Genomic DNA, 13,484 nt, shown 5'->3' with positions numbered 1-13,484 from the left:
GGGCCACGCGGAATGGCATTCTGGCTATTCCAGCAGGCGGGGGAGCCTGATAATAGGTCAGCTAGATTGACCTAAATGGTCGAACCATCCACGGGGAGGTGGGCTCATGAGTTTGATGGACCTGTTGGCGTCGCGCGCCTCGCGCATGAAGGCGTCGGAAATCCGCGAGCTGCTGAAACTGCTCGACCAGCCCGACATCATCTCGTTTGCCGGCGGCATTCCCGATCCGGCCTTGTTTCCGTCGCAAGCCATCGCCGATGCCTATGCCTCGGTGCTCGGCGGCCCCGACGCGGGCACGGCACTGCAATACCAGGTCTCGGAAGGCTATCTGCCGCTGCGGCGCTGGCTGGCCGGCCAGATGGGCAAGCTCGGCATCGCTTGCGACGAACACAACATCTTCATCACCTCCGGCTCGCAGCAGGCGCTCGATTATCTCGGCAAGCTCTTTTTGTCGCCCGGCGACACCGCGCTGGTGACGTGGCCGACCTATCTCGGCGCGCTACAGGCCTTCAACGCCTATGAGCCGCGCTACGACCGGCTGACGCCGGATGGCGGCAACATGACGCCGGCCGCCTACCAGGCGGCGGCTATGGCCGCTGGCGGCAAGGTCAAGTTTGCTTATCTGGTTCCGGATTTCGCCAACCCGACCGGCGAGACGCTGAACCGCGCCCAACGCGAGGCGGTGCTCGATCTTGCCGGCGGGCTCGACATCGCCATCATCGAGGACGCGGCCTATCGCGCGCTGCGCTATGACGGCGAGGGCGAGCCGCCAATCCTGGCGCTCGACTGCGAACGCTCCGGCGGTATCGACAATGCCCGCACGCTCTATTGCGGCTCGTTCTCAAAGATTCTGTCGCCGGGCATGCGCGTCGGCTGGGTCTGCGCGCCGCGCCGCGTCGTCGAGCGCCTGGTGCTGATGAAGCAGGCCTCGGACCTGCACAGCCCGTCGATCAACCAGCTGGTGATGCACCGCGTTTCCGAGGCTGTGTTCGACACTCAGGTGGAAAAGCTGATCGACGCCTACCGCGGTCGCCGCGATGCCCTGCTTACCGCACTCGAGGCCGAAATGCCCGACGGTGTGAGCTGGAGCCGCCCCGAAGGCGGCATGTTCGTCTGGCTGACGCTGCCCGAGGGCTCGGATGCCACAGCGCTGCTCGCCCGCTCGGTCAAGGAGGCGCGCGTGGCGTTTGTGCCGGGCAATGCTTTCCACGCCGATGGAACGGGGCGCAATACGATGCGGATGAGCTTTACCCTGGCCGATGACCGGGCTGTGGGTGAGGGCGTGCCGAGGCTGGCGAGGTTGATGAGGTGATCTCCCCCCTTGAGGGGGAGATGTCGCCGAAGGCGACAGAGGGGGTCGCCGCGCGTGAAGCGCTAGCCCCTTCTTCACTTATCTAGCCCCTTCTTCACTTATAGAGGGATCGTCCCGGATAAAGCGCTAACCTCCATCCGTCGAAGGAGGTTGAGCCCAGTCGATCCGACCCCCTCTGTCGCCCGAAGGGCGACATCTCCCCCTCAAGGGGGGAGAAGAGCTGCCTCACTCCGCCGCCATCAGCTTATCCTGCGTCTTGGTCTCGAAATCCCCGGCGTCGTGCCGCTCGTGCAGCTGCATCGCTGGATCGCCGAAGGCGCGGTTGACCATGCGGCCGCGCTGCACCGTCGGGCGTGCGTCGATCTGCTTGGCCCAGCGCTGAACATGCTCGTAGTCCTGCACCGACAGGAAGGTGGCGGAATCATTGTACTGCCGGCCGAGCGCCAGCCCGCCATACCAGGGCCATGTCGCCATATCGGCGATCGAGTAGGCGTCGCCGCCGAGATATTCCGATACGGCCAGCCTGCGGTCGAGCACGTCGAGTTGCCGCTTCACCTCCATGGCGAAGCGGTCGATGGCGTATTCGAATTTTTCCGGCGCATAGGCGTAGAAATGGCCGAAGCCGCCGCCGAGATAGGGTGCTGAACCCATCTGCCAGAACAGCCAGGACAAGGTTTCGGCGCGCGCCGGCTGTTCGGTCGGCAGGAATTCGCCGAACTTTTCCGCGAGATAAAGTAGGATCGAACCGGACTCGAAGACGCGGACTGGCGTCTTGCCGCCGCGGTCGAGCAGCGCCGGGATCTTGGAATTGGGATTGACGTCGACGAAGCCCGAGCCGAACTGGTCGCCATCGTTGATGCGGATCAGCCAGGCATCGTATTCGGCGCCCTTGTGGCCGAGCGCCAGGAGTTCCTCCAGCATGACGGTCACCTTGACCCCGTTCGGCGTCGCCAGCGAGTAGAGCTGCAGCGGATGCTTGCCCACCGGCAGCACCTTGTCATGCGTCGGGCCGGCGATCGGCCGGTTGATGCTGGCGAACGTGCCGCCATTGGCTTTCTTCCAGCTCCAGACTTTCGGCGGGGTGTATTCGGTCATGCGAGAAATTCCTTGGATTGGCGGGCGGAAACGCCTTGCGCGACGGCGCGAGACTGATGGCGGAAAAGTCGGCGGAACGTAGATACTGACAGAGATAGGTGCAATTCAGAAAGGTTCAACTTCCGTTGAACTATTATCAATGTGGGCGCCTTTTTCCTTCGCCCCGTTCACGGGGAGAAGGTGCCCGAAGGGCGGATGAGGGGCAGCGCGAGCCTCTGAAAATGATCGCCTTGTTGCCTAAGGCCTTGCGCCGTGTGCACCGCGGCATACGTATAGGAGATATCTTCCGCCCGACCGCCAGGATGAGAGCATGCCCATAGATCCCCTGTTCCCGCTCTTGCGTTCCGTCGTCGCCGTGCGCGCTACGGTTCCCGACGACGCCTTTACGGCGAACGCCCTGGGCACGCGCCGGGAAGGCAGTGGCGTCGTTATCCGCGGTGACGGGCTGGTGTTGACCATCGGCTATCTCATCACCGAGGCGGAAGAGGTCTGGCTGACCGACCAGGACGGCCGCGTGGTGCCCGCGCATGCGCTGGCCTATGACCAGGAGACCGGCTTCGGCCTGGTGCAGGCGCTGGCGCCGCTCGGCCTGCCGGCGGTGGCGCTCGGCGATGCCGAAAAGGCCAAGGTCGGCGACCCCGTGGTGTTTGCCGACGGCACCGGCCGCTCGGTCAAGGCGCACATCGTCACCAAGCAGGAATTCGCCGGCTATTGGGAATATCTGCTCGATGAGGCGATCTTCATCGCCCCGGCGCATCCGTCCTGGGGCGGCGCGGCGCTGATCGACCAGGACGGCAGCCTGCTCGGCATCGGCTCGCTGTTGTTGCAGATGAGCCGCAATGGCGAGGTCGCCGATATCAACATGGTCGTGCCGATCAACCTTCTGACGCCAATTCTCGACGATCTCCTGACGCGCGGCCAGGTGGCGAAGCCGCCGCGTCCGTGGCTCGGCGCCTTCTCGGCCGAGAGCAACGGTGCGGTCGTGGTGATGAGCGTCGCCGAAGGCGGCCCCGCCGCGAAGGCTGGCCTGCGCCAGGGCGACATCATCTCCGACGTGCGCGACGGCGAGGTCGACGGCCTCGCCGATTTCTACCGCAAGCTATGGCAGAACCCCGCCGGCTCCGAGATTCCGCTAAGGGTCGTGCGTGACGGCCGCGAAACCTGGCTCAGGGTCAAATCCGCCGACCGCAACAGTTTTTTGAAGAAGCCGCATTTGCAGTGAGGCTGCGCTCTTCCTTCCCCCTTGTGGGGGAAGGTGGATCGGCGCGTAGCGCCGAGACGGATGAGGGGTGTCCCAGCGGAGTGAGACGTTGGCGTTCCCTGGAAATAGTCATCGGCAACGCCCGCCACGACGAAGGCATCGTTGCGCGAGGTCCGGTTCCTGGTCTTATCGACGCTGCTGACAGAGACTGGCATCGACAGCCGATATAGCCGGTCCGGCAACAAACGAGGTGACGATGGCGCCGATCAAGGTCGATCCGGAAAAAGTTCGCGAATTCCCCGATCCCGAAAGTTTTTACGTCTGGCTGCGGGAGAACCACGCCGGCGAGAGCGACGTCTGGATCAAGGTGCACAAGGTCGGCTCCGGCCTCGCCTCGATCACGCCCAAGCAGGCCATCGACGTGGTGTTGTGCTTCGGCTGGATCGATGCCGTGCGCAAGTCGCTCGACGACAAGAGCTTTCTGCAGCGCTACACGCCGCGCGGCAAAAAGAGCATCTGGAGCAAGATCAACATCGACAATGTCGCCCGCCTGGTCGAGGAGGGCCGCATGACCGAGCACGGCTTGAAACAGGTCGAGGCGGCCAAGGCCGACGGCCGCTGGGACCGCGCCTATGCCAGTGGCAAAGACATGAAGATCCCCGACGATCTGCAGGCCGCCATCGATGCCGAACCTGAGGCGAAAGCGATGCTGGCAAAACTCTCCGCCCAGAACCGCTTCGCGCTCGCCTTCCGCACCCACAACATGAAGACCGAAGCCGGGCGCAGGAAGAAGATCGAGGCCTTCGTCGAGATGCTGAAGCGCGGCGAGACGATCTATCCGCAAGGTAAGAAGTGACTGAGGACTGAGCGATGAGCACCCAGACAGCCAATTCCGGCAAGGTCGCGCTCGTCACCGGCGGCAATCGCGGCATCGGCCTGGAGACCGGCCGCCAACTGGCGGCGCTTGGCTTCACCGTGCTGCTTGGCGCGCGCGATTTCGCCAAAGGCGAGGCGGCCGCGAGGCAACTCGGCGGCAAGGTGGAGGCCATCGCTCTGGATGTCGCGGCACCTGACGCGGCAGCCCTTGCCGCGGCCGAAATCGAGCGCCGCTTCGGCCGCCTCGACGTGCTCGTCAACAACGCCGCCATCCACTACGACCCGCGTGCGCGGGCGCTAAAACCCGACTGGACGGTGATCCGCGAAGCCTTCGAGACCAATGTCTTCGGCGCCTGGCGCATAGCTGCCGGCTGCGCGCCGCTGCTCAGCACCTCCGGCCATGGCCGACTGGTCAACGTCTCCTCCGAGGGCGGTTCGCTCGCCTCGATGGGCGCCGGCGCGCCGGCCTATTCGACGACCAAGGCGACGCTCAACGCACTGACCTGCATCCTGGCGGCCGAATTGCGCGGCGCCGGCGTGCTGGTCAATGCCATCTGCCCCGGCTGGGTCGCGACCGATATGGGCGGCCCAGGCGGGCGCCCGGTGGCGCAAGGGGCGGCCGGCATCGTCTGGGCCGCGACCTTGCCGGACGACGGCCCGACCGGCGGCTTCTTCCGCGATGGCAAAAGGCTGCCGTGGTGAATGAAGCCGAGATTTGCAAGGTAAGCCGCTGAAAAACATGGGTTTTCCACTCGAACGACGTGAAATCGAGATAAGAGTGGAAAAATCAGCCGGGTCAATGCCTTGGCCAGCAAGCAGCCGAAACCCAGCTCGTTGGGTCTGGAAGCCGCCGAGATGCCCGCACGCCATGCTACGAAAATAGCATTCTCGCCTTGCGAAATGTGATGCTAGGCTCCCGGCGCACCCAGGGCGGAGGGGTTGCCAAGAGGAGAAGTGGCGGGCGCGACGGACCGAATTTCAGAGAGAATCGGACCGAACTGTTGAACCATTGCAAGGCCGCCGCGTTTCCCGGCGTCGGCCACAAGGGAGGAACCACCTGTGAAAGCATCCTATCTCGTCTCCGCCGCGCTGCTTGCGGCGACCGCCATGCCCGCGGCAGCGGCCGAAATTTCCGACGGCAAGGTCAAGATCGGCATCCTCAACGACCAGTCGGGCGTCTATGCCGATTTCGGCGGCAAATGGTCGGTCGAGGCCGCCAAGATGGCCGTCGAGGATTTTGGCGGCAAGGTCCAAGGCGCGCCGATCGAGATCGTCAACGCCGACCATCAGAACAAGCCCGACATCGCCTCCAACATCGCCCGCCAGTGGTACGACACCGAGCAGGTCGACGCGATCATGGAGTTGACGACCTCTTCGGTGGCGCTGGCCGTCCAGGGGCTTTCCAAGGAAAAGAAGAAGATCGACATCGTCACCGGCGCCGCTTCGACAGAGCTGACCGGCAAGCAGTGCTCGCCCTATGGCTTCCACTGGGTCTACGACACCCACTCCCAGGCGGTCGGCACCGGTGGCGCGCTGGTCCAGCAGGGCGGCGACAGCTGGTATTTCATCACCGTCGACTATGCCTTCGGCTATTCGCTGAAGGAACAGACTGCAAAGCTGGCTGAATCAAGCGGCGGCAAGGTGCTCGGCGAAGTACGCTATCCCCTCGGCTCCACCGACTATTCCTCCTTCCTGCTGCAGGCGCAGTCCTCTGGCGCCAAGGTCATCGGCCTTGCCAATGCCGGCCTCGACACCTCCAACTCGATCAAGCAGGCGGCCGAGTTCGGCATTGTCGCCGGCGGCCAGCGGCTGGCAGCACTTCTCTTCACCCTTGCCGAAGTGCATGGGCTCGGCCTGCAGGCCGCACAGGGCGTGGTGCTGACCGAAGGGTTTTACTGGGACCGTGACGACAAGAGCCGCGACTTCGCCGACCGCTTCTTCAAGCGCACCAACCGCATGCCCAACATGGTCCAGGCCGGCACCTATTCGGCGGTGCTGCAATATCTGAAGGCCATCGACAAGGCCGGCACCGACGAGACTGAAGCGGTCGCCAAGCTGTTGCATGAACTGCCGGTCGACGATGTCTTCACCGCCAATGGCAAGGTGCAGGCCGACGGCTCGATGGTGCACGACATGTATCTCTATCAGGTCAAGAAGCCCGAGGAGAGCAAGAAGGACTGGGACTACTACACCTATCTGGCGACCATTCCGGGCGACAAGGCCTTCATCAAGGCCGAAGACAGCGGTTGCCCGCTCGTCACCAAGTGACAGCGGCGCAAGCTGTGGCCGGCCAGTCGGGCGGCGCAAAGGACACGCCGCGGGTGGTGCTTTCCGCCCGCGGCCTCAGGCGTGATTTCGCCGGTTTCGTTGCCGTCAATAATGTCGACCTCGACGTCCATCACGGCCAGATCCATGCGCTGATCGGACCGAACGGCGCCGGCAAGACCACGATCTTCAATCTGCTGACCAAATTCCTGCAGCCGACCAGCGGCAGGATCGAATTGTTGGGCCACGACATCACCCGCACCGCGCCGGCCAGGGTGGCGCGCATGGGGCTCGTGCGGTCGTTCCAGATATCGGCGACCTTTCCGCATCTGAGCGTGCTCGACAATGTCCGTGTCGCCCTGCAGCGGCCGAGCGGGCTGGGCTTCCAGTTCTGGCGCTCGCTTGCCGCACTCGACCAGTTGACACCGAGGGCACGCGAGCTTCTCGCCATCGTCGGCCTCGACGATGTCGCGCATCGTCTGGCCGGCGACCTTTCCTATGGCAGGAAGCGCGTGCTCGAGATCGCCACCACGGTGGCGCTCGATCCGAAGGTGCTGCTGCTCGACGAGCCGATGGCCGGCATGGGGCACGAGGATGTCGGCGCCATTTCCGGCATCATCCGCACACTGGCAAAAGACCGCGCGGTGCTGATGGTCGAGCACAACCTCACCGTCGTTGCCGATCTCTGCGACTGGATCACCGTCATGCAGCGCGGCCAGGTGCTCGCCGCCGGCGACTACGCAACGGTGAGCACGGACGAGCGCGTCCGGGTCGCTTACATGGGGACCGAGCCAGAGGACCGGACATGAGTGAGCCGCTGCTTGCCGTGCGCGATCTGCATGCCTGGTATGGCGAGGGTCATGCGCTGCACGGCGTCAACCTTGATGTCTTCCGTGGCGAGACGGTGACCTTGCTTGGCCGCAACGGCGTCGGCAAGACCACCACGCTGCGCGCCATCATGGGCCTGGTCCGCAAGCGCAGCGGCTGCGTCACTTTCGACGGCGGCGATCTGATGCGTCTGCCGCTGCACCGCGTCGCCCATCGCGGCATCGGCTTCGTGCCGGAGGAACGCGGCATCTTCGCCACGCTCACCGTCGACGAGAACCTGATCCTGCCGCCGGTGGTGGCCAAGGGCGGCATGAGTGTCGAGGAAATCTTCGATCTCTTCCCCAATCTGAAGGAGCGTCGCAACAGCCCCGGCACGAAACTCTCCGGCGGCGAACAGCAGATGCTGGCCATCGCCCGCATTCTGCGCACGGGCGTGCAGATGCTGCTGCTCGACGAACCGACCGAGGGCCTAGCGCCGGTCATCGTCCAGCGCATCGGCGAATTGCTGGCGACCCTGAAAAAGCGCGGCATGACCATCCTGTTGGTCGAACAGAATTTCCGCTTTGCCGCCCGCATCGCCGACCGCTTCTATTTGATGGAGCACGGCAAGGTGGTGGAGGGTTTTGCCGTAAGCGAGCTTTCTGCTCACACCGACCAGCTGCACGAGGTGCTTGGGGTATGATGACGCCATGACGATGATCTTCGGCATCCCCGTCCAGGCCTTGCTGGGCCAGATGCTGGTCGGGCTGATCAACGGCTCCTTCTACGCCATGTTGAGCCTTGGACTGGCCGTCATCTTCGGCCTGCTGCGCATCATCAATTTCGCTCATGGCGCGCTCTACATGTTTGGCGCCTTCATCGGCTATCTGATGCTCGTCCATCTAGGCATCGGCTACTGGCCGGCGCTGGTCCTGGTGCCACTCGTTGTCGGCGTGTTCGGCATGGCGGTGGAGCGCCTGGCGCTGTCGCGGCTCTACCGGCTCGATCCGCTCTACGGCCTGCTCTTCACCTTCGGCCTGGCGCTGGTCATCGAAGGCGTCTTCCGTTTCTACTACGGTGTCTCGGGCAACCCCTACGCAGTGCCGGCCCAACTCGCCGGCGGCACCAATCTCGGCTTCATGTTTCTGCCCAACTATCGCGGCTGGGTGGTGGTTGCTTCGCTCATCGTCTGCATCGGCACCTGGCTGCTGATCGAAAAGACCAGGCTTGGCTCCTATCTCCGCGCCGCGACCGAAAACCCGGAACTCGTCCAGGCCTTCGGCGTGAACGTGCCGCTGCTGCTCACGCTCACCTACGGGCTGGGCGCGGCGCTTGCGGGGCTTGCCGGCATCCTCGCAGCACCGGTCTACCAGGTCAGCCCGCTGATGGGCTCCGATCTCATCATCGTCGTCTTTGCCGTCGTCGTGGTCGGCGGCATGGGCTCGATCCTCGGCGCCATCGTCACCGGCTACATGCTCGGTCTCGCCGAAGGCCTGACCAAAGTGTTTTATCCCGAGGCATCGAACCTCGTCGTCTTCGTCATCATGGCGATCGTGCTGCTCTTACGCCCCGCCGGCCTGTTTGGAAGGGATGCCTGAGATGAGCGAGGCGAGCCTTCACGAACAGCGTACCGCCGCTTCCGTTCGGCTTGAGCGGGTATTGATAGCATTGGCCATACTGGCGCTCATCGCCGCGCCCTTCTTCGTCTACCCGATCTTCCTGATGAAGATGCTGTGCTTCGCGCTGTTTGCCTGCGCGTTCAACCTGCTGCTCGGCTACACCGGGCTGTTGTCCTTCGGCCACGCCACCTTCTACGGCGCAGCCGCCTATTTCTGTGCCTACGCCGTCAAGGCATGGGGCTGGCCGCCGGAAGTCGGCATCCTGCTCGGCACCGCGGGTGCTGCTGTGCTCGGGCTGGTCATGGGCTTCCTCGCCATCCGCCGGCAAGGCATCTATTTCTCGATGATCACGCTGGCGCTGGCGCAGATGTTCTATTTCTTCTGCGTTCAGGCGCCGTTCACCGAAGGCGAGGACGGCATCCAGGGCGTGCCGCGCGGACATCTCTTCGGCGTCGTCGATCTCAACGTCCCGCTCAACATGTACTTTTTCGTGCTCGCCGTTTTCCTCATCGGCGTTTTCGCCGTCTGGCGCATCGTCAACTCGCCCTTCGGCATGATCCTGCGTTCGATCCGCGAGAACGAGAATCGCGCCATTTCGCTGGGCTATTCGGTCGGCCGCTACAAGCTCGCCGCCTTCGTCATGTCTGCAGCGCTTGCCGGGCTTGCCGGCGCGACCAAGGCGATCGTCTTCCAGTTCGCCACGCTGACCGACGTCACCTGGCAGATGTCGGGCGAGGTGATCCTGATGACGCTGCTCGGCGGCATCGGCGCCATGGTCGGCCCGGTCGTCGGCGCCGGCCTCGTCGTCGGTCTGGAAAACACGCTCGCCACCTCGGGGTTTCCGGTGACCATCGCCACCGGCCTGATCTTCATGATCTGCGTGCTAGTCTTCCGCCGCGGCATCGTCGGCGAGATCTACGCACGGTGGTTGGCGCCCCCTGACGGCGGCCGCGACGGAGCCTGACGTCGTTCGCGCGCTTCAGTCCTTGGCCTCGCATGGGTGAGTACGGTGTCGCGATGCGGGGCCGGGTCGTTGATTCGAGCAGGCATTCTCCGGTGTTTGTATCCAGACAGGTGAATTTCGGTCGGATTCTTGTCTCCAACAGCAGTGAAATTGTCTTGCACCGCATGGATATTGCTGGCCTCTGGACAACAGTTTAACTGGTCAATAGGTTGCGCCTCCGACTGAAGACGCGCACGCAGAAAGACGCGGTTGTCCTTGAAAAAGAATGTCTTCTCGTCGGTCGACCTGCCGGCGCATCTCGACGATCGCTCGCGTTTCGCGCTCTGGCAGGACATCCATGTCGCCGAGATTTGGTCGGTCGAATATGCCATCTCCGGCAACCGGCCGTTCGAGGCGGCAATCGAAGCGACCGCCGTCGGGCCGGTGGTGCTCGGGCAGATGGCCGGAACGATCCAGCATGCCAGCCGCAAGGAGCGCAATATCGCCGACGATGGGCGCGACGGCTATCTGCTGCTGGTCAACAATGGCGGCACACTGCTGACGGGTGCCCAGGTCGGTCGTGACTATAGTGTGGGCAAGGGCGAAGCCGCGCTGGTCTCGGCTTCGGAAGCGCTGGAAATGTCCGGCAGCGACTGGAACATCTGGGCCAATGTGGTGGTACCCCGCGAAACCCTGGAGAAAGCCTTCGCCAATATCGACGACCGGCTGGCGCTGACCATCGGCGCCGGCAATGAGGCGCTCGATATGCTCAAGCGCTATTGCAGCTTTCTGGGATCGGGACCCGCCTTGGTCTCGCCGGAGCTGGTCACCCATGCCACCGAAACGATCGTCGACCTGATCGGCCTGGCGACCGGAGCGAAGGGCGAGCCCGCCGAGCTGGCGGGACTGCGCGGGCTGCGCGCGGCAAGGCTGCAGGCCATCCTGGACAAGATCCGGGACAATTTCGCCGATCCCGCCATTTCGGCCCAGCGCGTCGCCCAGCAACTGCGGCTATCCCCGCGCTATGTTCATGATCTCCTGCAGGAGACCGGGACGAGTTTCGCCGAGCGCGTTCTCGAACTGCGCCTGCAGAGGGCTCATCGCATGCTGGCCGACCGTCGCAACGACCGGATGCGGATCAGCGAGATCGCATTGCTCAGCGGCTTCTCCGACATATCCTACTTCAATCGCTGTTTCCGCCGTCGCTTCGGCTCGACACCGAGCAACGCCCGCTAAAAGACCCATGTCGCCCGAAGGCACATCCTCGCCCTCAGACTGGAGGGTGCGGAGCCGTTTTGGGATCTCCACATTCATAAAAAAGAAGAGTCTCAGCGCGTCGGTTGAATTCGTTCGAACGCTTTGCAAGCCCCATCACCTGATGCCGAACGGCCACACTGATCGCGCAAGTGCCGCAGCGCTTTCCAGGACAATTCCAGTGCGGCTCAGCCCAAGACGCCGCCGGCGAACAATGCAAAACCTCGACAACGCCCGGATCGCCGCGGAGCATTTCCACGACCGGGGGACGCAACATCATCGGGGTAGCAAACAGTGAAAACGATTCTTCTCGCCACAGCCTTCATTCTCGCGCCTGTCGGCATCGCGTCCGCGGCGGACATCAATGAAACCTCGCCCGTTGCCGCCGAGTATGACTGGTCAGGCCTCTATGCCGGCGTTCACTTCGGTTACGCGGCCGGAAAATCCGACCTTTCCATCCCCACCAGTGCCATTGAAGCTTCGCTCGATCCGGACGGTTTTATTGGCGGCATCCATATCGGCGTCAATCAGGAAATGGCGAACCGCTTCGTGCTCGGTGCCGAGGCTGACATTGCCTACAGCAATGTAGACAGTCTGACGACTTTTGCCGGTGCTGGCGCGTTGCTCAAGAGCGAACTCAAGTGGTCGGGGTCGGCCCGGCTACGGGCCGGCTATGCTTTCGATCGGACCATGCCTTACATCACTGCGGGCGTGGCCGCGGCCAAGTATGAAGTGACTGCGATCAGCACGGGCCCCGGCGGTACAATACCATTCCACGACGAAACCCATATTGGCTGGACGGCTGGCGCCGGCGTCGAGCACGCCTTCACCGACAAGTGGATCGCTCGCGTCGAATATCGCTACACCGACTTCGGCAGCAAGCCTCTCTCGATCGCAGCTGGTCTTGGTACGGCTGCGGACGTCGATCTCCAGACGCACGATATCCGGGCCGGCCTTAGCTACAAGTTCTGATACGCTGGCGAGTCAAATCTCGGACTCGCTCCGGGTTTTGCACGTGACGCACGAATTGACCGGTGTGAGTGAGCCGATCGGCTGATGCTGGATGCCCGCACCGGCCGATGATGTCGGGCGAAGTGATCGTGATGCCGCCCCTCGGCGGCGTCGGCGCCATGGCCGGTCCGGGCGCCAGGCATTCAATAGGTGATGGTCACCACAACCGTGTCGGTATAGACGCCGGCCGAGGGCGTTGTCTGCGGCGGTACGCGGCCGTAGACGGTGAGCGGCTGCGCCGCGCCGGTGCCGGTGCCGGCCACCATGCTTCCCGGCGTTCCCGCATCGCCCCAGGGCTGGGTGCGCGCATTGTCCTTGTAGAGGCCGTAGGTGACCCGCTCGGCGCCTTTCGACATCTTGCGGGTGGTCGGCGTGCCGCCGGTGGTACCGCCATCGAGCGAAACTGTGTAGGCGGTCGACGGGGTGCAGGTGACCGAGACCTGGCCGGTGGCGTCGACATTGGCGTCGAGCACGCCCTTGGAGCCGAAATCGATGTTCTGGGTGGTGACCAGGCAGTTGGCCGCAATCGTCGCGTTGATGGTGAAGGTCGGAGAGGCGGCCAGGGTGCCCAAGCCGGTGTCGCAATTGCTGCCCAGCAGGGTTGTCCGGTAGCGGAACTCGACCGGCCCGGTCGAAAACGTCGACAGATAGGTGCCGGGCGGAACGGTCGCCTGCCCGCCGGGAACCCGGCCATAGAGCGTCAAGGTGCCGGATGAGTTGCCCAGGACACTGGGGCTCAGCAGCAGCGGCGGCGGGCGCGAGGCATAGGCCCAGGCGTAGGAGCCCCAGACGACACTCATCGCCGGGTCCGAATAGATCTGGTAGTCGAGGCTGTTGGCGCCGCTCAGCATCTGCCTGGCTGCCGCCGAGGTTGCGCCGCCGGTGCCGGCGGCGAGATGCGGACAGACGAGGATGGGCAGCAGCAATGGCAAACTGCCGCTGCAGGTCACGCTGAGGGTGGCCGTCGATGTCGCCGCGGAGCCCGACAGCGTGTCGACAGCGCCGAAATTCATATTGGTGACGGTAAAGCTGCAGCTTTGCGCCAGGGCGAGCGACGGCAGCAGCGTCAGGAAAGCGACGAGGACGGCGCGCAGCATTTGG

Annotated in this window: 13 protein-coding genes; 11 read left to right on the top strand and 2 right to left on the bottom strand. The window is 63.9% G+C overall.

The annotated features are described in order from the left end of the window. Positions 1-106 precede the first annotated feature (106 nt). The gene (locus tag FJV77_RS12605) at positions 107-1,312 is read left to right on the top strand and encodes a PLP-dependent aminotransferase family protein (protein ID WP_142867115.1); all 1,206 of its coding nucleotides are present in this window, start codon (positions 107-109) and stop codon (positions 1,310-1,312) included. Positions 1,313-1,537: 225 nt separating this feature from the next. Here FJV77_RS12605 and yghU read toward each other — a convergent pair whose 3' ends face one another. Next, positions 1,538-2,407, bottom strand: coding sequence for a glutathione-dependent disulfide-bond oxidoreductase (yghU, locus tag FJV77_RS12600; protein WP_142867114.1), 870 nt, complete (start codon positions 2,405-2,407; stop codon positions 1,538-1,540). A gap of 310 nt (positions 2,408-2,717) precedes the next feature. On the opposite strand from yghU, the gene FJV77_RS12595 reads away from it, so the two are divergent. The 10 genes from FJV77_RS12595 to FJV77_RS12550 all read left to right on the top strand — a co-directional run bounded on the left by FJV77_RS12595 (position 2,718) and on the right by FJV77_RS12550 (position 12,344). Then, complete coding sequence (locus FJV77_RS12595) at positions 2,718-3,629, top strand: S1C family serine protease (protein ID WP_142867113.1); 912 nt, start codon at positions 2,718-2,720, stop codon at positions 3,627-3,629. 235 nt (positions 3,630-3,864) lie between these two features. Continuing rightward, positions 3,865-4,464, top strand: a complete 600-nt coding sequence (locus tag FJV77_RS12590; RefSeq protein WP_142867112.1) for a YdeI/OmpD-associated family protein — start codon at positions 3,865-3,867, stop codon at positions 4,462-4,464. 14 nt (positions 4,465-4,478) lie between these two features. Beyond that, positions 4,479-5,186, top strand: coding sequence for an SDR family NAD(P)-dependent oxidoreductase (locus FJV77_RS12585; protein ID WP_142867111.1), 708 nt, complete (start codon positions 4,479-4,481; stop codon positions 5,184-5,186). A gap of 357 nt (positions 5,187-5,543) precedes the next feature. Next, positions 5,544-6,752: an ABC transporter substrate-binding protein gene (locus FJV77_RS12580; protein WP_142867110.1), complete on the top strand. Its 1,209-nt coding sequence runs from the start codon at positions 5,544-5,546 to the stop codon at positions 6,750-6,752. 14 nt (positions 6,753-6,766) lie between these two features. Continuing rightward, positions 6,767-7,558, top strand: coding sequence for an ABC transporter ATP-binding protein (locus tag FJV77_RS12575; RefSeq protein WP_142867156.1), 792 nt, complete (start codon positions 6,767-6,769; stop codon positions 7,556-7,558). Next, entirely contained in the window at positions 7,555-8,259 is a 705-nt protein-coding gene (locus FJV77_RS12570; RefSeq protein WP_142867109.1) for an ABC transporter ATP-binding protein, read from the top strand. Before FJV77_RS12575 ends, FJV77_RS12570 begins: the two co-directional genes overlap by 4 nt. Before the next feature lie 7 nt (positions 8,260-8,266). Continuing rightward, positions 8,267-9,154, top strand: coding sequence for a branched-chain amino acid ABC transporter permease (locus tag FJV77_RS12565; protein ID WP_142867108.1), 888 nt, complete (start codon positions 8,267-8,269; stop codon positions 9,152-9,154). A gap of 1 nt (position 9,155) precedes the next feature. Further along, the gene (locus FJV77_RS12560) at positions 9,156-10,139 is read left to right on the top strand and encodes a branched-chain amino acid ABC transporter permease (protein WP_142867107.1); all 984 of its coding nucleotides are present in this window, start codon (positions 9,156-9,158) and stop codon (positions 10,137-10,139) included. A gap of 249 nt (positions 10,140-10,388) precedes the next feature. After that, positions 10,389-11,354: an AraC family transcriptional regulator gene (locus FJV77_RS12555; protein ID WP_246691238.1), complete on the top strand. Its 966-nt coding sequence runs from the start codon at positions 10,389-10,391 to the stop codon at positions 11,352-11,354. 312 nt (positions 11,355-11,666) lie between these two features. Next, on the top strand, positions 11,667-12,344 hold the full coding sequence (locus FJV77_RS12550) for an outer membrane protein (protein ID WP_142867106.1): 678 nt from the start codon (positions 11,667-11,669) through the stop codon (positions 12,342-12,344). 182 nt (positions 12,345-12,526) lie between these two features. Here FJV77_RS12550 and FJV77_RS12545 read toward each other — a convergent pair whose 3' ends face one another. Continuing rightward, entirely contained in the window at positions 12,527-13,480 is a 954-nt protein-coding gene (locus FJV77_RS12545) for a spore coat U domain-containing protein (RefSeq protein WP_142867154.1), read from the bottom strand. Between the last annotated feature and the right edge of the window lie 4 nt (positions 13,481-13,484).

Source organism: Mesorhizobium sp. WSM4306, assembly GCF_007003975.1.
Classification (GTDB): domain Bacteria; phylum Pseudomonadota; class Alphaproteobacteria; order Rhizobiales; family Rhizobiaceae; genus Mesorhizobium.
This window is presented reverse-complemented; position numbering and strand designations above follow the sequence as displayed.